At 71.3% G+C, this 19401-nt stretch carries 16 protein-coding genes and 2 pseudogenes; 12 read left to right on the top strand and 6 right to left on the bottom strand.

Annotated elements, in window-relative coordinates; all coding sequences use genetic code 11:
• Positions 1-53 precede the first annotated feature (53 nt).
• From HUT18_RS17465 to HUT18_RS17455, 3 genes and pseudogenes are all read left to right on the top strand, one after another.
• Complete coding sequence (locus HUT18_RS17465; protein ID WP_176101573.1) at positions 54-920, top strand: glycerophosphodiester phosphodiesterase; 867 nt, start codon at positions 54-56, stop codon at positions 918-920.
• A gap of 54 nt (positions 921-974) precedes the next feature.
• Positions 975-1658 (top strand): annotated as a pseudogene (locus tag HUT18_RS17460) (ATP-binding protein).
• 153 nt (positions 1659-1811) lie between these two features.
• Entirely contained in the window at positions 1812-2771 is a 960-nt protein-coding gene (locus HUT18_RS17455; RefSeq protein ID WP_176101572.1) for a DUF5926 family protein, read from the top strand.
• Positions 2772-3481: 710 nt separating this feature from the next.
• On the opposite strand, the gene HUT18_RS17450 is transcribed toward HUT18_RS17455, so the two are convergent.
• Positions 3482-4147: a bifunctional DNA primase/polymerase gene (locus HUT18_RS17450; RefSeq protein WP_176101571.1), complete on the bottom strand. Its 666-nt coding sequence runs from the start codon at positions 4145-4147 to the stop codon at positions 3482-3484.
• Between the two features lie 670 nt (positions 4148-4817).
• Here HUT18_RS17450 and HUT18_RS17445 point away from each other — a divergent pair.
• The 3 genes from HUT18_RS17445 to HUT18_RS17435 all read left to right on the top strand — a co-directional run bounded on the left by HUT18_RS17445 (position 4818) and on the right by HUT18_RS17435 (position 8470).
• Complete coding sequence (locus tag HUT18_RS17445) at positions 4818-6311, top strand: PP2C family protein-serine/threonine phosphatase (protein ID WP_176101570.1); 1494 nt, start codon at positions 4818-4820, stop codon at positions 6309-6311.
• Between the two features lie 192 nt (positions 6312-6503).
• A complete protein-coding gene (locus HUT18_RS17440) occupies positions 6504-7970 on the top strand; it encodes an aminopeptidase P family protein (protein WP_176101569.1) in 1467 nt (488 codons plus the stop codon).
• A gap of 293 nt (positions 7971-8263) precedes the next feature.
• On the top strand, positions 8264-8470 hold the full coding sequence (locus HUT18_RS17435; RefSeq protein WP_176101568.1) for a cold-shock protein: 207 nt from the start codon (positions 8264-8266) through the stop codon (positions 8468-8470).
• Between the two features lie 166 nt (positions 8471-8636).
• Here the strand turns inward: HUT18_RS17435 and HUT18_RS17430 are convergent, their stop codons facing one another.
• Positions 8637-9092, bottom strand: coding sequence for an ArsI/CadI family heavy metal resistance metalloenzyme (locus tag HUT18_RS17430; protein WP_176101567.1), 456 nt, complete (start codon positions 9090-9092; stop codon positions 8637-8639).
• Between the two features lie 215 nt (positions 9093-9307).
• Between HUT18_RS17430 and HUT18_RS17425 the strand changes: the two genes are divergently transcribed.
• Genes HUT18_RS17425 through HUT18_RS17415 form a run of 3 tightly spaced genes read left to right on the top strand, consistent with a single transcriptional unit; the run spans position 9308 to position 10904 of the window.
• Complete coding sequence (locus HUT18_RS17425; RefSeq protein ID WP_176101566.1) at positions 9308-9691, top strand: helix-turn-helix transcriptional regulator; 384 nt, start codon at positions 9308-9310, stop codon at positions 9689-9691.
• Positions 9688-10434 carry an aquaporin gene (locus HUT18_RS17420; protein WP_176101565.1) on the top strand — a complete coding sequence of 249 codons (747 nt, stop codon included), beginning with the start codon at positions 9688-9690 and terminating at the stop codon, positions 10432-10434. Before HUT18_RS17425 ends, HUT18_RS17420 begins: the two co-directional genes overlap by 4 nt.
• Positions 10431-10904 carry an arsenate reductase ArsC gene (locus HUT18_RS17415; protein ID WP_176101564.1) on the top strand — a complete coding sequence of 158 codons (474 nt, stop codon included), beginning with the start codon at positions 10431-10433 and terminating at the stop codon, positions 10902-10904. The genes HUT18_RS17420 and HUT18_RS17415 overlap by 4 nt, the downstream gene beginning before the upstream one ends.
• Before the next feature lie 53 nt (positions 10905-10957).
• Here HUT18_RS17415 and HUT18_RS17410 read toward each other — a convergent pair whose 3' ends face one another.
• The 3 genes from HUT18_RS17410 to HUT18_RS17400 form a co-directional block, all read right to left on the bottom strand.
• A complete protein-coding gene (locus tag HUT18_RS17410; protein ID WP_254878653.1) occupies positions 10958-11548 on the bottom strand; it encodes a DUF3105 domain-containing protein in 591 nt (196 codons plus the stop codon).
• 214 nt (positions 11549-11762) lie between these two features.
• Complete coding sequence (locus tag HUT18_RS17405; RefSeq protein ID WP_176101562.1) at positions 11763-12227, bottom strand: hypothetical protein; 465 nt, start codon at positions 12225-12227, stop codon at positions 11763-11765.
• 180 nt (positions 12228-12407) lie between these two features.
• Entirely contained in the window at positions 12408-13910 is a 1503-nt protein-coding gene (locus HUT18_RS17400; protein ID WP_176101561.1) for a right-handed parallel beta-helix repeat-containing protein, read from the bottom strand.
• A 124-nt stretch (positions 13911-14034) separates the two neighbouring features.
• Between HUT18_RS17400 and HUT18_RS17395 the strand changes: the two are divergent.
• Positions 14035-14346 (top strand): annotated as a pseudogene (locus tag HUT18_RS17395) (acyl-CoA thioesterase); the annotation flags it as partial.
• Positions 14347-14404: 58 nt separating this feature from the next.
• On the opposite strand, the gene HUT18_RS17390 reads toward HUT18_RS17395, so the two are convergent.
• Entirely contained in the window at positions 14405-15811 is a 1407-nt protein-coding gene (locus HUT18_RS17390; RefSeq protein WP_176101560.1) for a short-chain fatty acyl-CoA regulator family protein, read from the bottom strand.
• A gap of 371 nt (positions 15812-16182) precedes the next feature.
• On the opposite strand from HUT18_RS17390, the gene aceA reads away from it, so the two are divergent.
• Positions 16183-17478, top strand: a complete 1296-nt coding sequence (gene aceA, locus HUT18_RS17385) for an isocitrate lyase (RefSeq protein WP_176101559.1) — start codon at positions 16183-16185, stop codon at positions 17476-17478.
• A gap of 272 nt (positions 17479-17750) precedes the next feature.
• The gene (gene aceB, locus HUT18_RS17380) at positions 17751-19352 is read left to right on the top strand and encodes a malate synthase A (RefSeq protein ID WP_176101558.1); all 1602 of its coding nucleotides are present in this window, start codon (positions 17751-17753) and stop codon (positions 19350-19352) included.
• Positions 19353-19401 lie beyond the last annotated feature (49 nt).

Here is a 19401-nt window from a genome sequence, read left to right as displayed (position 1 = left end):
ACGAGCGCATCCGCTGAGGCCCCCGGGGGACCGCCGGGTGACACCATGGCGCGGTGAATCACGCGCGCCGTATCCAGGTCGTCGCCCATCGCGGGTCCTCCGAGGACGCCCCCGAACACACGCTGGCCGCCTACCGGAAGGCGATCGACGACGGTGCCGACGCCCTCGAGTGCGATGTCCGGCTGACCGCGGACGGGCACCTGGTGTGTGTGCACGACCGCAGGGTCAACCGTACGTCGAACGGGCGCGGAGCCGTCTCGGCCCTCGAACTGTCCGACCTCGCCGCCCTGGACTTCGGCTCCTGGAAACACCGCGGCGCGCTGGAGTCGGCCGAGGCACCGGACTGGGGCGAGACCTCCGTACTGACCCTGGAGCGGCTGCTCGAACTGGTGGCGGGGGCGGGCCGCCCGGTGGAGCTCGCGATCGAGACCAAGCACCCCACCCGCTGGGCGGGCCGGGTGGAGGAGCGCCTGCTCCGCCTCCTCGACCGCCACGGCCTCGCCGGACCCAGCCCCGACCCCGGTCTCGCCGCGCCCGACGCCGCCCCGCGCCTGCTCACCCCCACTCCGCCCCCGGCTGCCGCCCAAGCCCTCTCCCCCGTACGGATCATGAGCTTCTCGGCCCGTTCGCTGCATCGCGTACAGCAAGCGGCGCCCGCGCTTCCGACCGTCTACCTGCTGCAGTTCCTGTCGCCGTGGCTGCGCGAGGGGCGGCTGCCGCCGGGGGTGGGGATCGCCGGGCCGTCGATGCGGATCGTGCGCAGATACCCGCGTTACGTGGCCCGGCTCAAGGAGGCCGGTCACCAGGTGCACGTGTGGACGGTCGACGAACCCTCCGACGTCGAGCTCTGCGCCGAGCTCGGCGTCGACGCGATCATCACCAACCGCCCGGCCCAGGTCCTCGCCCAACTGGGCAGATGACGGACGGTCACGGGGAGTGCTCCGGCGCGTTCGGTGCGTACGCGATCGTAGGAAATGCGTCACGCTCCGTTCCTCCGCCGGTTTCCCGGCCGGTAACAAGGGGCATCCACTCCGTGGCGTGGGGCGAAGGAGGTCTCGGGGGTGGCGTTGGTGGTGGCACGTGAGGTGCCCACGTCGTCGAGCATGGCCGTGCCCCATGGCCCTGCGGGCGTGGCGGAAGCAAGGCGTCGCATGCGCGAACAGCTGCGGGGGCACAGGCTGGACGACTCGGTCGTCGACGACGCCGTACTCATACTGTCCGAGCTGCTGAGCAATGCCTGTCGGCACGGCAGACCGCTGGACGGCCGGCCGAGCGGTGAGGGCGAGGTCCGTGCGGGCTGGCAGGTCGATGGCGCGGGCCGGCTGACCGTCGAGGTCACCGACGGCGGCGGCCCGACCCGGCCCGTCCCGGCCACCCCGTCGGTCACCGCGCACGGCGGCCGCGGGCTCAACATCATCACGACACTGGCCGAGGACTGGGGCGTACGGGACGGGGTGCGCGGCGAGGTCACCGTCTGGGCGCTGGTCCACGGCGGCGACGGCGGACTGTCCGCGCGCCACCGCCGCGAGGACTTCGCCGCCCGCGTCACCGCGCCGCGCGCCCTGGCACTCGACACCCTCGGCCTGACCCGCGCCTTCGACGAGCTGGAGGAGTTCCAGAAGCTCGACGAGCTGGGGGAGTTCGAAGAGGCGGACTGACGCGGGCAGTTGGCGAGGTTCGCGCGGGTGGACGGGTCCGACTCCCGCCTCCCGTCGACCCGTTCGCCGCGCGGGCGGGCGCGGCGTCCGCGTACCGGGGAGAGGTTAGGCTCGCGGCCTGTACGAGACGAGCCGCAACCGGGAGACCCCACGATGGCGAAGAAGCGCCCCCAGGCCACGGGCAAGCCGCAACTCACGGACGGGGAGATCCCCGTCGTCGGCGCCCGCGAGCCGTGCCCGTGCGGTTCGGGCCGCCGCTACAAGGCGTGCCACGGCCGCGCCGCCGCGCACGCGGTGACCGAACTGGTGCAGCGCCCCTTCGAGGGCCTGAAGGGCGAGTGCGACTGGATCGCGCTGCGGGAGCTGGTGCCCGCCGCGACGGTCGAGTTGACGCTCAAGGACCGGCCGGAGGAGGTCCCGGCGGTGACGCTGGCGACCGTGCTTCCGATGGCGTGGCCCGCGCTGCGCCGCGACGACGGTTCGGTCCTGCTCGGTCTGCAGAACGACACCTCCTCCGGCGACCTGAGCCGCGACCTCGCGGACACCCTCCAGCGGGCGCTGACCGTGCCGCCGGGCACGCCGGTCGAGGCACGCCGGGCCCCGGCCGACGGGCCGCGGCTCCAGGACCTGCTCGACCCCGAGGCGCCGTTCGCGCCCGAGGTGCACTCCGGCTTCGAGTTCTGGGTGCCGGACAGCGAGTCCGCCTCGCCGGAGGTGGCGGCCTCCCTGGAGCGCGCCAACGAGGCGGCGATCCCGACCGTGAAGCTGTCCGGCGTGGACGCCGCGTACTGGTGCGAGACGCCGGACAAGAACCACCTGCGCTGGGTCATGCCGCACGCCGAGGAGACGCTGCTCGACGCGCTGGCGCGGCTGCACGCCGCCGGGACCTCCGCCCTGGGCGAGGGCACCCGCCTGGTCGGCTCGTTCCGCGCGCACGGGCTCACGGTGCCGGTGTGGGACCTGCCCAGCGAGATGACGGCGGCGGATGTCGAGAAGCCCGCGGCCGAGTTCGCCGAGCGGCTCACGGCGGCGCTGGCGAGCAAGGAGCCGCTGAGCGGCGAGGAGCGCCGGGCGCGCAGCGGCCTCACCAACCGCCAGGTGACGCTGAGCTGATCGCGGCGGTGGCCCGGACCGGCTGCGGCGACCCCGCCGCAGGTCCGGGCCGCGGCCCCGTCCGTGTGCGGGCGGCCCTCGTCGTACGACGAGGCCGTCGGAGGCGGCCCCCGACCCTCGGCGAGGACGGCCCCCGTCGCCCGGCGAGGCGGACCGCGGGCTGAACAGTCGGTCAGCCACCGGCTCATGGGCGGCGAAATCGGCGGAGGGAAACATCCTGACCGACCGTTCAGCCAGTTCCCGTGGGTGACTCCTGTCACAACTCACGGTCCGGACAGGTAAATCAGTCCACAAATAATCGCGATCGAATTTGCAGAACACCGATCTCTTGTTACCGTTCAGATAGCCCGGTTGCTGGTGCATCCCCCGTCGCCAGCAACCGGGTCTTTTCATGAGCGCTGTCCACGTCGCGCGTGCACCCCGCAGGTCAGCCCGCCCAACGGCCGGGCGCGCGGGAGGAGTTGGCTCCGCTTCCCGCCGCACCGGGTGCCCCGGCCGCAGCGATCACGGCCTCCCGTACCGCCGGTAAACGCTTTCCCGTCCGTATACACACGCGAGAGACGGAACCGGCCGACCGGTACGCACCGGCGCTTAGCCGGGCGCGGTCGAATATCGACCGCGTTCGCAATTCGGTTCGGTATCGATTCGAGTCCGCGTACGCAACAGGACGTACCCGGACTACGCCTTACCGGCCCCGTCCACCGCGCGCGTCACAGTTCCGGCGCGCTGACACCCGTATGAGTGAGAGTGTCGACCAGGACGTCCACGACCGCCTCCACATCGGGGAGCCAGGGCGTACTGGAGCCCGGCAGGGGCGCGCGCTCCCAGCGCACGGGACCCGCGCCGGTGCGGGAGGGCGGCAGGGCGATGTGGCCGCCCTCGCCGTGGAAGCGGAGCGAGCCGGGCACGAAGTCCTTGGCGTACAGGAGTTCACCGAGCCGCGGCAGTGAGTACGGGGCGACCAGGAACGTCCAGCGCTCCGGGTCGGCGAGGACGGGGCCGAGCCGCATCTGCAGCGCGTCCAGGGCGGCGAGCGCCTTGGCGGCGGCCGCTGCCGGGAGGCTGACCGCGCACGGGGCGCGGCCGCCGGTGGCGAGCAGGACCGGGGCGTGCGGCCGCCGGGTCCACCACCAGCGCACCATCCGCGCGTCGGTGGTGGCCGCGAGCAGTCCGGGGTCGAAGGGGTGGGCGCCGGGCGCGGCGCAGTCCGGGTCCGGACAGGCACAGCGGTCCGAGCCGCGTGCCAGGCATCCGGCACCCGGGACCACCGGCCACTGCCAGTCGGTCGCGTACGCCAGGGCGGCGGAGGTCGTCTCCGGCCGCCGGGAGTCTCGCCGGAACAAAAGCCTGCGTCGCCTTCCGAGGATCTCGCGCATGACCGCTCGTTCCTTTCCGTTGCGCGCTTGAACGCTGCCAACTGTGCGAACTCTGGGAACTCTGCCAATACCGCGAGCGCTGCGAGCACTCCGAGCACCGCGAACCACATCACACATGGAACCGAACTGTGCACTGTGCGTACGTACGCGTCGCACGTACCGGTGCGTCACACCCCGTCGATCGGCGCGGGGTGCCCCTGGGGGCCGGTGTACCGGCTGCTTCCCTGTTGCGTCGGACAAGCTTCGTCCGACAAGCACGGCCATGGCGCGGGGGTGGCGATGACTGGCGAATTGCCGTCCCGCGTAGTGCATGGCGCCTGAGCCACGGAGGATTGGGGCACGGTCGTCGCTGGTTAGGACGCCCGATGCGGCCTTGAGGTTCCGGGGCGGTACCAACTGCCCCCGGACTACACCGAGTACGTACCCATCGCGACCGCTGTGACGCTCCGTCGAACGCTCACAGTCGACCTCAATATGCCGTTACCTGAGGCATTTTTCAGTCAAGTTGGAGCTACCACTTGCGTCGCTCGAACACCGGGAATCCCCGCAGGACAATGCTGGACATCCCGCGTTCCGTGCGTGTAGATGTGGAAGCACCGCCCACGGCGCAGACAGTCAGGGGGTTTGCGATGCTCATGAGCAGAACGCACTGGCCAAAAGGCTGGACGCCATGAACGCGCCCCGCCTGCCGAAAGTGGCCGGAATCAACTCATCGGACTCGCGGGTTCCCTCCCCCGCCCATACAGCCCAGCCCTCGGACGAGCACCCCGCCGCCGAGGGCTCCGCTTCCCCGGGGTCCGCGGGAACCGCCGCCCCCAAAAGCTCCGCGGAGGCGCTCCAGGACCAGCTCGCGGGCTGGGTCACCGACCTCACCACGCTGCACGAGTTCACCGAGAGCCTGTCCCGCACCGCGACGCTCGACGCCGCCCTGCACGAGATCCTGCGCGCGGGCGCGCTGCTGGTGGGCGCCCGGCGCGCGCTGATCGTCGTCGAGCCGGGCGACGGCACCGAGACCACGGTCGGTCTCGGTCTGGGCCGCGCCGACCTCGGGCACATCGAGACGGTGCCGCGCAGCGCGACCTCGTACGGCAGGCTGCTCGACACCCCGGCCGGACTGCCCGGCGGCGAGCGTGAGATCGCCCACCCCGATCTGCTCTCCGAGGACGATCTCGACCCGCGGCACCGCGAGGTGGCCGCCCGCCTCGGCTACGCCGCGAGCTACGCGCTCCCCCTGGCCAGCGAGTCCGCGGGCCGCGTCGGCGCCGCGGTCTGGCTCTACGACGAGCCCGCCGAACCCTCCGAACGCCAGCGCCATCTCATCGGCCTGTACGCCCGCCAGGCCACCGAACACCTCGCCCGGCTGCTCGAACTGGAGCGGGCCCGCGCCGTCACGGCCACCCTGGCCGCCGAACTCCTGCCGCCCCGGCTACCGCGCGTCGCCTCGGTCCAGCTCGCCGTCCGCCATCGCACCGGCGCGCACGGCGGCGGCGACTGGTACGACGCGCTGCCGCTGCCCGAGGGCGCGCTCGGCCTGGCCGTCGGCTCGGTCACCGGCTCGGGGCCGAGCGCGGTGGCGGCGATGGGACGGCTGCGTGCCTCGCTGCGCGCGTACGCGGTGATGGAGGGCGAGGACCCGGTCGCGGTCCTGTCCGATCTGGAACTGCTGCTGCGGCTGACCGAACCCGCGCGCAGCGCGACCGCCCTGTTCGCGCACTGCGAGCCCGCGGTGCGCAGGATCACGCTGGCCGGGGCGGGCCACAGCCCGCCGCTGATCGTCGGCGCCCGGCGCACCGAGTTCGTGGAGACCTCGCTCTCCGCCCCGCTCGGCATGCTGGCCTGCTGGGAGGCGCCCTCGGTGGAGGTCAACACCGAACCCGGCGAGACCCTGCTGCTCTACACCGACGGACTGCTGCGCCGCACCGGCGAACCCATGGACCGCGCCTTCGCCCGCCTCCACGCCGCCGCCTCGGGGGCGGCGCGCGCGGTGCGCGAGGACCCGGAGGCGCTCACCGACCACGTACTGCGCACCCTCCTGCCCGAGGAGACCGACGGCGCCCCGGCGGCCCTGGGCCCCGACCGCCCTGGCCCTCTCGACAGTCCTGACCGCCCCGGCCACCCGGGCCATTCCGAGGACGTCGTCCTCCTTGCCGCCCGCTTCGCCTGACCCCGCGAGCGGCCCCGCCGCCGCGCCGGTCACCCCGCCGATCCCTCACCGATCACCTCACCGATCACCTCACGGAAAGCCCCTTTCCCCCTCCCGTTCCCGAACTGCGCGAACCGGCAGAATCCCGCCCGCGACCCCTCCCGCACACCCGTACGATGGAGGTGGTCATATGCCGTACAGAGGAGGACGACCGTGGCGGACGAGCTCACCCCGGAGACCCCGGAGGACGAAGAGCAGCCGATCAAGCAGCGCAAGAACGGGCTGTACCCCGGAGTCTCGGACGAGCTTGCTCAGAACATGAGCTCCGGCTGGGCCGACACCGAGCAGTACGAGCTGGACCCGGTCGAGCAGGCGCCGAACACCGCCCGCCGCCGGGCCGCCCTGTCGGCGCGCTTCCCGGGCGAACGCCTGGTGATCCCCGCGGGCCGTCTCAAGACGCGCTCCAACGACACCGAGTACCCGTTCCGCTCCGCGGTCGAGTACACGTACCTCACCGGTGACCAGACCGAGGACGGCGTCCTGGTCCTGGAGCCGACCGCCGACGGCCACGAGGCCACCCTCTACCTGCTGCCCCGCTCCAACCGGGAGAACGGCGAGTTCTGGCTCGACGGCCAGGGCGAGCTGTGGGTCGGCCGCCGCAACTCCCTGACCGAGGCCGGGAAGCTGTACGGCATCCCCGCCTCCGATGTGCGCGAGCTGCCGAAGGCGCTCACCGAGGCCACCGGCCCGGTCCGGGTCGTACGCGGCCACGACGCCGTGATCGAGGCGGCCCTCACCGACAAGGTGACCGGCGAGCGCGACGAGGAGCTGCGCGTCTCCCTCTCCGAAGCCCGCCTGGTCAAGGACGCGTTCGAGGTCGGCGAGCTGCAGAAGGCCGTCGACTCCACGGTGCGCGGCTTCGAGGACGTCGTGAAGGTCCTCGACAAGGCCGAGGCCACCAGCGAGCGCTACATCGAGGGCACCTTCTTCCTGCGCGCCCGCGTCGAGGGCAACGACATCGGCTACGGCTCCATCTGCGCGTCCGGCGCCCACGCCTGCACCCTGCACTGGGTGCGCAACGACGGCCCGGTCAACGCCGGCGACCTGCTCCTGCTCGACGCGGGCGTGGAGACCCACAGCCTCTACACCGCCGACGTCACCCGCACCCTGCCGGTCAACGGCCGCTTCTCGGAGATCCAGAAGAAGATCTACGACGCGGTCTACGAGTCGCAGGAGGCGGGCATCGCCGCGGTGCGGCCGGGCGCCAAGTACCGCGACTTCCACGACGAGGCGCAGCGCGTCCTCGCCGAGAAGCTGGTCGAGTGGGGCCTCGTCGAGGGCCCGGTCGCCCGCGTCCTGGAGCTCGGCCTCCAGCGCCGCTGGACCCTGCACGGCACCGGCCACATGCTCGGCATGGACGTCCACGACTGCGCGGCCGCCCGTACCGAGACCTATGTCGACGGCACCCTGGAGCCGGGCATGTGCCTGACTGTCGAGCCGGGTCTATACTTCCAGGCCGACGACCTGACGGTGCCCGAGGAGTACCGCGGCATCGGCGTCCGTATCGAGGACGACATCCTCGTCACCGAGGACGGCAACCGGAACCTCTCCGCGGGCCTGCCGCGCCGCTCGGACGAGGTCGAGCTGTGGATGGCGAAGCTCAAGGGGCAGCAGGGCTGAATCGGCGCCCCCGCAGCGGGCGCGTACGAAACGTCCGGCCGTCACGGCGGCCGGACGTCACCCGCTCCACCGGGGCCGGGCACCGCTGGTCGGTGTCCGGCCCTTCGCCGTTCCGGGGCCCGCGGCGCCGAGCGAGCGGGTGGTGCAAGGGGCGGCGGTCGGTGCCCAACGCCACGGCCCTGCCACGAAGTTGTCGGCAATCGGTCAATTGCGATCACCAAAGGGGCCGTTCTTGCATAGCGTTGCTCCCGGTGCCCGACAGGCCACCACGAATCACGGTTGAAGGAAGACTGATGGCTACAGGCACGGTGAAGTGGTTCAACGCGGAGAAGGGCTTCGGCTTCATCGCCCAGGACGACGGCGGCCCTGACGTGTTCGCGCACTACAGCGCGATCAAGAGTGACGGTTACCGGGAGCTCTTCGAGGGCCAGAAGGTCGAGTTCGACATCGTTCAGGGCGCCAAGGGCCCCCAGGCCGACAACGTCGTGACGTCTGCCTGAGGCCCGTTCTGAGGCCCGTTCGTCCGGACCGGCCGACGGCCGGTCCGGACGTGCCGCCAACGGGCGCCCGGACGGGGCGGGTTGAGCCTCGGTCCCCGAGCCGGTTCGGTCGGCGACCGTTCGGTCAGCAACCTTCGGTCAGCACTGTTCGGTCAGCACCGTTCGGTCAGCAACAGGTGGTCCCGCAGCAGTCGCCCGACGCGGCACCGGCCTCGGCCGTGGTGTCGGCCGCGGTGTCGGCCTTCCCCAGGGTGTCGGCGTCGGCCTTGACGACGTACACCTCCCACGGTTCGTTTCCGGGGCCGGTCACCCACACCTTGTCCTGGAGGGCGTAGCAGCACGAGGTGTCGTTCTCCTCGAAGGTCGCCAGGCCCGCTTCGCGCAGCCTGGTCGTGGCGGCGGCGACCTGTCCGGTGCCCTCCACCTCGACGCCGAGGTGGTCCAGGCGGGTGTCCTCCCCGGCCTCGCCCTCGATGAGGACGAGTTTCAGCGCGGGTTCGGCGACGGCGAAGTTGGCGTAGCCCGGGCGCCGCTTGGCGGGCTCGACGCCGAACAGTTTGCTGTAGAAGGCGACCGAGCCTTCCAGATCCGCGACGCGCAGAGCGAGTTGGACTCGCGACATGACGGTCTCCCCTCACGAGTTCCGATCCCGCATCCCGCGTACCGCGTACCGCGTCCGTCCGGGAAATCGGAGCCGGAAGTCGGAGCCGGAAGTCGGAGCCGGAAGCCGCAGTCGGGAGTCGGGAGTCGGAGTCGGAAGCCTCTGCATCGACAATTATCGATACAGCCGATACGGCCGAGGTTGCCACGTGAATAGATGAGCGTCAACATAGAGGCATGTCGAAACAAGTTGCTCTGCCGGTGGTCGCCGTCGCTCAGGACGCCGCCTGCTGCGCCCCGCTCGTACGCGAGCCGCTGGGCGAAGGGGACGCGGCCGAGCTGGCGCGGATGTTCAAGGCGCTGTCCGACCCGGTCCGGCTGCGGCTGCTGTCGCTGATCGCCTCCCACGAGGGCGGGGAGGCGTGCGTGTGCGATCTGACCGGCCCGTTCGACGTCTCCCAGCCGACCATCTCGCACCATCTGAAGGTGCTGCGCGAGGCCGGGGTGGTCGGCTCCGAGCGGCGCGGTACCTGGGTGTACTACCGGGTGGTTCCCGGTGCTCTGGCCCGGCTGTCCGCGCTGCTCGAAACGCCCGTCGGGCCCGTGGGTACCTCCGTATGAGCGCCTCGGTACCGCTGGTGAGACGTGCGGCTGCCGAGGCCCTCGGCAGCGCCGCGCTGGTGGCCGTGGTCGTCGGTTCCGGTATCCAGGCAACCGAGTTGACCCGCGATGTCGGTGTGCAGTTGCTGGCCAACTCGCTGGCGACGGTGTTCGGTCTGGGCGTGCTCATCACCTTGCTCGGTCCGGTGTCCGGGGCGCACTTCAATCCGGCGGTGACCCTCGCGGCCTGGTTCACCGGACGCCGTACGCACGAGGGTCCCGGGCTGCGCGAGGTGGCCGCGTACCTGCCCGCCCAGATCGCCGGGGCCATCGGCGGCGCGGTCCTCGCGGACGCCATGTTCGGCCGCCCGCTGGTGCGGTGGTCGACGCACGACCGGTTCGAGGGCGAGCTGTGGCTGGGCGAGGTGGTCGCCACCGCGGGACTGGTCTGGCTGATCTTCGGACTGGCCCGCGCGGGGCGCGCGCACCTCGCTCCGGGTGCGGTCGCCGCCTACATCGGCGCCGCCTACTGGTTCACCTCGTCCACCAGCTTCGCCAACCCCGCGGTGACCGTCGGCCGGGCGTTCACCGACACCTTCGCGGGCATCGCCCCCGCCTCCGTGGCGCCCTTCGTGGCCGCTCAACTCGCCGGTGCCGTCGTTGGCTTGGGCCTGGTCGCCGTCACCTTCGGACGCTCGGCACCCGCCCCCAAGCCACTCGTAGCCACTGCCCCGCCCTCCGAAGAAAGCGCGGTGTCCACATGAGCACTCCCACTCCCACTCCCTCCCCCGGCCCCGCCTCCGGGTCCGCCTCCGGATCCACCCCGTCCGTGCTCTTCGTCTGCGTACACAACGCCGGCCGGTCCCAGATGGCCGCCGCCTTCCTCACCCACCTCGGCGGGGACTCGGTCCAGGTGCGCTCCGCCGGATCCGCACCCGCCGACGCCGTGAACCCGGCCGTGGTGGCAGCGCTGCGCGAGGTCGGCATCGACATCTCCGCCGAGATCCCCAAGGTCCTGACCACCGAAGCGGTGCGGACGTCGGACGTCGTCATCACGATGGGCTGCGGCGACGCCTGCCCGTACTTCCCCGGAAAGCGGTACCTGGACTGGCAGTTGGACGATCCCGCCGGACAGGGCGTCGAGGCGGTCCGGCCGATCCGGGACGAGATCGAGCGGCGCGTACGCGGACTGCTCGCCGAACTCGCCGAACTCGCCGTCGAGACACCGTCCTGAGCGCGACCGCCCCCGCCGTACGCGGCGGGGGCGGCGCGCCGCAGGGACGGCACCTACGCCTGAATGCCCCCCGTGCAGGCGGCGCCCGGCTCGGGCGTCTGCGCGCCCTGCACGTACTTGTCGAGGAACTTCTCGATCCGCGGGTCGGCGGCGGACTCCACATGGAGTTGCTTGCCCCACGCCGACAGGACGATCGGGGAGGACTGCTCGGCGTACGGGCTCATCAGCGAGTACGGGGTCCGCTTCACGCGCGAGGTGAGGCGGTCCACGTCCTTGGCGGCGGCCTTGCCGTTGTGGGTGATCCAGACGGCGCCGTGTTCCAGCGCGTGGACGGCGCTGGGCTCGGGAATCGCGGTGCCGTAGACGTCGCCGTCGCAGTTCATCCAGGCCTGTGCGTGATCACCGCCGACGGCCGGGGACATCGCGTACTTCACGGGTGTGGCGACGTGCTCGCGCCCGAGTTCTCGCCAGGACTTCTCGCCCGGTACGGGAGCCGCCGCGGCCCTCTCCCTGGCGGCGTCCTTCTTCCGGGTGTCCTCGACGAGGTACCAGCCGCCGCCGATGACACCGGCGAGAACGGCACCGGTCGCCGTCCAGGTCAGGATGCGGGCGCGGCGTTCGCGTGCGGCCTGGGCACGACGCATTTCCTCGATCTTCGCCTGGCGGGCGGTACGGGCAGTACGTCTTTGCTTCGATCCGGCGGATCCCATGACAAGTCCAGTTCTCCGCCGCTCCCTCGGTGGGCGCGGCGGTGTGAGTCGAGCGGACGGAACGCACTGCCGGGCCGGAGCGGCGGGCAGTGGGCGGAGGGGCGCGGGGTGGGCAGCCGTACTTTCGGTGACCTGCCCGCGCGAACTCCTAGGTCCGCTGGACCTGCAACTGGTGGATGCCGGGGGTGTGTTCGCGCACCTCCGGCATGCCGGGTCCGGGGAGAGCGGTCCCGGAACGGAGGGCCGGGGGATGCGCGTCGGGGCCGCCCGGCGAGCAGCCGGGAGCCGCGGAGGCCGGGAGGACCGGCGCACGGGTGGCGGCCCGGCAGTCGGTGTCACCGGGGCTGTGCCCGGAGCCCGGGCACAGGTGCTCTTCCGTGAGTTCCGCCGACGCGTTCACCGGCGCGGACGCCGACGTGTTCACCGGCGCGGCCACGGACGCGGACACCGGCGCGGACGGGTCGGGGACGAAGGAGCCGACGGAGCCGGACGCGGCGTGGGAGCAGACCGGGACGGCCCAGATCACCAGGGCCAGCAGGGCGGCGCAACGCAGCAGGAACTGTGCGGCGGCCGGTGCCGTCGCACAGCCTTCGTCCCTGCGCCGCGCGTTCATCGCGGCAGATCCTAGCCAGGACCCCCACGCGACCGGAACGGTGCGGTGGACCGGACACGGCCGACAGCCGCACCCGGTTTCCTGGTCACCACCGCACCCGGGCAGGAAGGAGCTGCCCACCCCGGCCCCGGTTCTCGGAGCCCCGGCTTCTCGGAGCCCCGGTTCTCGGAGCCCCGGTTCTCAGAGCCCGGGGCCCTCGTAGGCGCCGCGGTTGGGCTTTGTCGTGCCGGGGACGGGGTTGGCCCAGTAGTCGCGGCCGCCGTTCTCGTTCATGACCGCGCCGTTGCCGAGGGCCGGGGAGGTGCGCTTGAGCTTGTAGCCGTCGACGGAGTGGAGGGTGCTGCCGCCGGTGCCGGGGCTGACGAACCGCGGGTCGGCCTCGATTCCGTTGGCGGTGGGGCGGGGGAAGCCCTGGTAGACGTTCCACTTCCACTCGGTGCCGGTGGCCGTGGGCAGGCGGGTGTCCGAGGTGCCCACCCAGATGTTGTTCTCCACCAGGCTCTTCGCGGGGAGCTTGACGCTCCACTTCTTGTCCGTGCAGTAGAGGACGTTGTTGTACATGTGCAGGGCCGACTTGCCCGAGCCGATGCTGTTGATGCGGCAGTCGTTCTCGGAGATGTTGTAGCGAATGACCTGCTTGGCGCCGCCGGTGGTGCCGCAGCCGTCGCAGTCGAGGAAGAAACCTCCGGCGTTGTCGCGGCTGTAGTTGTACTGGATGGTGCAGTAGCCGGTGTTGGCCCAGTCGCAGTCAAATGCCTGGCTGTCGTTGGTGTACGGCCGCAGCCCGTACACGACGTTCTTCTGGATGGTCGGGTTGTGGTCACCGAGAACCCAGATCCCCGCGAAGACGCCGCCGGAGAAGGGGTATTCGCCGGTTCCGACGTCGGCGGCGGTGTTGTACTGGATCAGGGGCGAGTCGGAGTAGCTGACGATGATGCCGTCACCGCCGACCGCCCGGACGGTGTTGCGTTCGACGAGGATGTCGTTCCCCTTGGTCTCCAGGGAGCCGGTGCGGATCTTGAGGCCGCCGCCACCGGTGTTGGTGACCGTGTTGTGGTGGACGTGGACGTCGTTGAGCGTGGAGTTCGCGCCGGTGGCGCCCGTGACGATGCCCGCGGACTGGATGTAGTCCTCCTTCGTGTCACCGGTCTTGTTCGTCTGCCCGGCGACACGGTCGATCACGAGGTTGGCGAGTTCGAATCCGGTGTGCGCTTTTCCGTCGGTCGCCGAAATGCGGATGCCGGTACGGCGGGCCAGGGAAGAGGCCGGGTTGGTGACCTTGAGCTCCTTGATCGTCCAGTGATCCTGGTTGGTCAGGGAGAGCGCGTCGGCGGCCCCGTCGCCGTTGAGGACCGGCAGGTCACCCGTGCCGTACTTGGTGAGGGTGATCGGCGCGGCCGCGGTGCCACTGCCCTTCGGCGCGAGAGCACCGGTACAGGTGGTGCCGGCGGCGAGGGCCAGCGTGTCACCGGCCCGGTAGGTCCTGCCGTTGGCCTGGCCGACGCTGTTGAAGGGGCTGGACTGGCTGCCGTTGCCGGCGCTCGGCTTCGAGCAGTCGACGTAGGTGGTCGATCCCGCGGCGACGGCGCCGGGAACGGGCACGACCGCCGTACCGGCGAGGGCGAGGGCGCCAACGACCAGTGCCCTGAGGGCAATTGATCGCCGATTTGATCTGATCGTCATGACAGAACGGCCTCTCTGCTGGGGAAGGTGGCCAGAACGTAGAGGCGAAGTTTTGATCAGATCAAGAGTTACCTAGCGTTCGATCGTCATTTTGGTCATTTGATAATTAACGATCGCCGTGGCAGCGGCCGCCGGACGGCACGCGGACGGCCCGGCGGTGACCGTCTCGGTGAACCGCATGGCCTTCCTCGCTCCCGTACGGGCAGGCAATCTCCTCACCGTGCACGCGCAGGTCGAGCGGGCCGGGCGCACTTCGATGGACGTAGGTGTCCACGTCACCGCCGAGCGGTGGAACTCCTCCGGGCCCGCGGCCGGTGTCGCCACCGCTCAGCTCACCTTCGTCGCCATCGACGCCGAGAGCCGCCCGCGCCCCGTCCCGGCCCTGAGCACCGGGGAAGCGGGGCGCGCGGACGTCGGTACGACAGAGCGCGCATGACAGGAGGCACGTGCCGACCGGTCGGCACGTGCCTTGCCCCTCACGCGGCGCGTGCGGTTCAGGGCGAGGGGGCGATCGGGTAGGGAACGAAGGTGCTGGTGTTCTCGTCGATGGCGAGCCGCTGGCCCAGTGGCGGCACGGCGCGCTGCGGGCAGTCGAGGCGTTCGCAGACGCGGCAGCCCATGCCGATCGGGGTGGCCGCGGAGGCGTTGTCCAGGTCGAGCCCGTCGGAGTAGACGAGCCGTGAGGCATGGCGGATCTCGCAGCCCAGGCCGATCGCGAAACTCTTGCCCGGTTCGCCCCAGCCGCCACGGCTGCGGGTGACGGTGCGCGCGGTCCACAAGTACCGCCGGCCGTCGGGCATGGCGGCGATCTGCACGTGGATGCGGCCGGGGGCGGCGAAGGCTTCGTAGACGTTCCACAGCGGGCAGGTGCCGCCGGCCCGGGAGAAGTGGAAGCCGGTCGCGGACTGCCGCTTGGACATGTTGCCCGCCCGGTCCACCCGGACGAACGAGAAGGGGACGCCGCGCAGGCGCGGGCGCTGAAGGGTGCTGAGGCGGTGGCTGACCGTCTCGTAGCCCAGGCCGAAGCGGTCGGTGAGGCGCTCGATGTCGTAGCGCAACTCCTCGGCCGCGCTGTGGAAGACGGTGTACGGCAGGACCAGCGCGGCGGCGAAGTAGTTGGCGACGCCGATCCGCGCGAGCTTCCAGGTGGTGGAGTCTTCGGCGAAGTCCTCGGAGGCGTGCCGGGAGAGCTCCTCGCCGTGTTCGAGGAGCCCGAGCTGGGTGGCCATGCGAAATGCCTGCTGGCCGGGGCGCAGGCGGGGCGAGAGGTGGAGCGTGCGGTCCTGCGGGTCGTAGTGGTGCGGAGTGTCCGCGTCGGACGCGATGCGTACGCCGTGCCGGTCGGCGAGGCGGGCGGCCAGTGCCTGGCGGACCTCGCCGGGCCGGATGCCGACCGCGGCCGCCAACTCCTCGGCGGCGGTGTCGGCTTCGTGGAGGTAGTTCCGGCGGCGGTAGAAGAACTCGCGGATCTCCTCGTGCGGGGTACGGGCGGCGGTCGTCTCGCCGGTGGCCGCGCGCCCGTCGGCCGCCTCGGCGAGCTGCTCGCCCAACTCCAGGTTGCGGCGGCCCAGTTGCAGCAGCACCTCTCCCACGGCGGGCAGCCGGGTGGCCAGTTCCGACAGGTCGGCGGCGGAGATACGGCCCGCCGCCACCTCGTCGGCCATGGCCTCGCGCAGGCCCGCGACGAGTCGGCTGGTGTCGTGCTCGGAGAAGAAGGCGGTGTCCACGCCGAAGGTCTCGGTCAGGCGGAGCAGGACCGGGACGGTCAGCGGCCGTGAGTCGTGCTCCATCTGGTTCAGGTAGCTCGGCGAGATCGCGAGCACGCGAGCCAGTTCCGCCTGGCTCATCCGGCGTTCCTCGCGCAGCCGCCGCAGTCGTGCCCCCGCGTAGGTCTTGCTCATGTCCTGCTCACCCCGACCTCCTCTCGTCGCCGACAGCCTAAAGGGGCAGGGCGCATCCCGGGGCTTCGCAACCTTGGCAATCCGGCCCGGGAAGATTCGCAGAAGTTGGCAGAGTGCCAAGGTTGATGGCACTCAGTGCCACTGTCAGAGTCGTAGTGCGGCCCCGCCGGAATCCCGGTGCGGCATCGGTGAACCGGGCGCGATTCATGCCCTGACGTCGGAGATCCCGGCTCTTCCTGTCATCCGTCGACCGACGGTCCCAGCCCACTTGGCGGGACGCGGCCCGGCGGGGCCGCATCACACAGAAGGCCGCTCGGTCTTCTTCGCACCCTTCACAGATCTTCGATCTCGACCCGAAACAGGAGACGGTCATGGCCCAGGCGGCGCAGGCAAGCACACAGGCGGCGGCACAGGAGCTGGCCCGGCGGTGGGCGACGGATCCGCGCTGGAAGGGGATCGAGCGTACGTACGGCGCCGAGGACGTGGTCCGGCTGTCCGGCAGCGTGCGCGAGGAGCACTCCCTCGCGCGGCGCGGCGCCGAGCGCCTGTGGCGTCAGTTGCACGAACAGGACTACATCCACGCGCTCGGCGCGCTCACCGGCGGCCAGGCCGTGCAGATGGTGAAGGCCGGACTGCAGGCGATCTACCTGTCCGGCTGGCAGGTCGCCGCCGACGCCAACCAGGCCGGGCACACCTACCCCGACCAGAGCCTGTACCCGGCCAACTCGGTGCCGCAGGTGGTGCGCCGTATCAACAACGCGCTGCTGCGGGCCGACCAGATCGCCACCGCCGAGGGCGGCACGGACACCACCGACTGGCTCGCCCCGATCGTGGCGGACGCGGAGGCCGGGTTCGGCGGCCCGCTCAACGCCTTCGAGCTGACCAAGGCGATGATCGCCGCCGGTGCGGCGGGTATCCACTACGAGGACCAGCTGGCCTCGGAGAAGAAGTGCGGGCACCTGGGCGGCAAGGTCCTGGTCCCCACGGCCCAGCACGTCCGCACCCTGAACGCGGCCCGTCTCGCCGCCGACATCGCCGACGTGCCGACCGTGATCGTCGCCCGTACCGACGCCCTCGCCGCCAACCTGATCACCAGTGACGTCGACGAGCGCGACGCGCGGTTCGTCACGGGCGAGCGCACCGCGGAGGGCTTCTACCGGGTGCGGAACGGCATGGCGCCGGTCATCGCCCGTGGCCTGGCCTACGCCCCGTACGCCGACCTGATCTGGGTGGAGACCGGCACCCCGGACCTGGCGCAGGCCCGCGAGTTCGCCGAGGCGATCCACGCCGAGCACCCGGACCAGATGCTCGCGTACAACTGCTCGCCGTCCTTCAACTGGAAGGCGTCCCTCGACGACGACCAGATCGCCAAGTTCCAGCGGGAGTTGGGAGCGATGGGCTACCGCTTCCAGTTCATCACCCTGGCCGGATTCCACTCCCTCAACCACGGCATGTTCGACCTGGCCCGCGGCTACGCCGAGCACGGCATGACCGCCTACGTCGACCTCCAGGAGCGCGAGTTCGCCGCCCAGGAACACGGCTTCACCGCCGTCAAGCACCAGCGCGAGGTCGGCACCGGCTACTTCGACCTGGTCTCCACCGCCGTCAACCCGGCCTCCTCCACCACCGCTCTGACCGGGTCCACCGAGGAAGAGCAGTTCCACTAGGCACCCCGTCGGCCGGGGGCGCCCCCGGCCGGACAGCCCCGCATACAGGTGGGGGCCGGCGTGTCTCCGCTTCCACACCCGGCTCCCACCGCTCCCCGCTCCCTCCGCTCCCCGCTCCCTCCGTTCCCTGCTCGATCCGTTCCCTGCTCGATCCGTTTCCGGCTTCCTGCTTCCTGCTCCCTGCTTCCTGCTTCCTGCTTCCTGCTTCCTGCTCCCACCGTCCCTGGTCCCGCCGCTCCCGCCGGTCCACCGGTCCCAACGAGGAGACCCGTATGTCCACAGGCACCACCAACGCACTGACGCACCGCGTCCAGGTCCTCGACGCACCGGGTGACCGCTTCGACGAGATCTTCACGCCCCAGGCCCTGGAATTCGTCGGCCGGCTCGTCGCCGCCTTCCACGAGCGCCGCCTGGAACTCCTCAAGGAGCGCGGGCGTCACGCGTCCCGGCTGACCTCCGGCTCCCCGCTCGACTTCCCGATCGCCACCGGAGGTGTCCGCGCGGACGACTCCTGGCGCGTCGCGCCGCCCGCGCCCGGACTGACCGACCGCCGCGTGGAGATCACCGGCCCGCCGGAACGCAGGATGACCATCAACGCCCTCAACTCGGGCGCCCGCGTATGGATGGCCGACTTCGAGGACGCGACCTCGCCCACCTGGGACAACGTGGTCCAGGGTCAGCTCAATCTGCTCGACGCCATCGAGCGCCGGATCGACTTCACCACGCCCGAGGGCAAGGAGTACCGGCTCGGCGAGCAGCTCGCGACCATCGTCGTGCGCCCCCGCGGCTGGCACCTCACCGAGGACCACCTCCTTGTCGACGACCGTCCCGCGCCCGCCTCGCTGGTGGACTTCGGCCTGTACTTCTTCCACTGCGCGCAGCGGCAGATCGACGCCGGACACGGCCCGTACTTCTACCTGCCCAAGCTGGAGAACCGGTACGAAGCACGGCTGTGGAACGAGGTGTGCGTCCTCGCGCAGGAGCTCCTCGGCATCCCGCGCGGCACCATCCGCGCCACCGTCCTGATCGAGACGATCACCGCGGCCTTCGAGATGGAGGAGATCCTCTACGAGCTGCGCGAGCACAGCGCCGGTCTGAACGCGGGCCGCTGGGACTACCTCTTCAGCCTGATCAAGACCTTCGGGCACCGGACCGACTTCCTGCTGCCCGACCGCGCCAAGGTCACGATGACCGCCCCGTTCATGCACGCCTACACCGAACTGCTCGTACGCACCTGCCACAAGCGCGGAGCGCACGCCATCGGCGGCATGGCCGCGCACGTCCCGAGCCGGGACGCGGTGGCGAACGAGGCGGCGCTCGCGAGGGTGCGGCTGGACAAGGAGCGCGAGGCCGAGGCGGGCTTCGACGGCTCGTGGGTCGCCCACCCCGGCCTGGTCCCCGTCTGCCGCACCGTCTTCGACGCGGTACTCGGCGAACGCCCCCACCAGGTCGAGCGCGTCCGTGACGACGTGGGGGTGACCGCGGCGGACCTGCTGTCGGTGCGCCGTATCAGCGGACCGCCGACCCCCGACGGCGTCCGTACCAACATCGCCGTCTCGTTGCGCTACTTCGACGCCTGGCTGCGCGGCCACGGAGCCGTCGCGCTGTACGGGCTGATGGAGGACGCCGCGACCGCGGAGATCGCCCGGGTGCAGATCTGGCAGTGGCTGCGGCATCAGGTCGTCGAGCGCGAGACGGTGCTGCGGCTGCTCGACGAGGAGACGGCCGCGCTGACCGAGGAGGACCCGGCGGCGCTCGCGGACGAGTCCCGCGCCGTCTTCGAACGCGTCGCCCTCGGCCGGGACCTGCCCGCCTTCTTCACCCCCGACGCCTACACCCGCCACCTCGTACGCCGTACCGGGGAGCCGACGTGACCGCGATCGAGCGCGTGGGCGTTGTCGGCGGAGGCCGGATGGGCGCCAT

This window comes from Streptomyces sp. NA04227 (assembly GCF_013364195.1).
GTDB lineage: Bacteria > Actinomycetota > Actinomycetes > Streptomycetales > Streptomycetaceae > Streptomyces.
Note: the sequence above shows the minus strand (reverse complement) of the source record. Positions and strands in the feature narration are given on the sequence as shown.

Bases quoted from the DNA above. Each gene is read 5' to 3' on its own strand.
- HUT18_RS17410 (WP_254878653.1), bottom strand. From the start codon at position 11,548: ATGCGTCGTGCCCAGGCCGCACGCGAACGCCGCGCCCGCATCCTGACC.
- HUT18_RS17415 (WP_176101564.1), top strand. From the start codon at position 10,431: ATGAGCACTCCCACTCCCACTCCCTCCCCCGGCCCCGCCTCCGGGTCC.
- aceA (WP_176101559.1), top strand. From the start codon at position 16,183: ATGGCCCAGGCGGCGCAGGCAAGCACACAGGCGGCGGCACAGGAGCTG.
- HUT18_RS17420 (WP_176101565.1), top strand. From the start codon at position 9,688: ATGAGCGCCTCGGTACCGCTGGTGAGACGTGCGGCTGCCGAGGCCCTC.
- HUT18_RS17390 (WP_176101560.1), bottom strand. From the start codon at position 15,811: ATGAGCAAGACCTACGCGGGGGCACGACTGCGGCGGCTGCGCGAGGAA.
- HUT18_RS17405 (WP_176101562.1), bottom strand. From the start codon at position 12,227: ATGAACGCGCGGCGCAGGGACGAAGGCTGTGCGACGGCACCGGCCGCC.
- aceB (WP_176101558.1), top strand. From the start codon at position 17,751: ATGTCCACAGGCACCACCAACGCACTGACGCACCGCGTCCAGGTCCTC.
- HUT18_RS17445 (WP_176101570.1), top strand. From the start codon at position 4,818: ATGAACGCGCCCCGCCTGCCGAAAGTGGCCGGAATCAACTCATCGGAC.
- HUT18_RS17455 (WP_176101572.1), top strand. From the start codon at position 1,812: ATGGCGAAGAAGCGCCCCCAGGCCACGGGCAAGCCGCAACTCACGGAC.
- HUT18_RS17425 (WP_176101566.1), top strand. From the start codon at position 9,308: ATGTCGAAACAAGTTGCTCTGCCGGTGGTCGCCGTCGCTCAGGACGCC.
- HUT18_RS17450 (WP_176101571.1), bottom strand. From the start codon at position 4,147: ATGCGCGAGATCCTCGGAAGGCGACGCAGGCTTTTGTTCCGGCGAGAC.
- HUT18_RS17430 (WP_176101567.1), bottom strand. From the start codon at position 9,092: ATGTCGCGAGTCCAACTCGCTCTGCGCGTCGCGGATCTGGAAGGCTCG.
- HUT18_RS17435 (WP_176101568.1), top strand. From the start codon at position 8,264: ATGGCTACAGGCACGGTGAAGTGGTTCAACGCGGAGAAGGGCTTCGGC.
- HUT18_RS17400 (WP_176101561.1), bottom strand. From the start codon at position 13,910: ATGACGATCAGATCAAATCGGCGATCAATTGCCCTCAGGGCACTGGTC.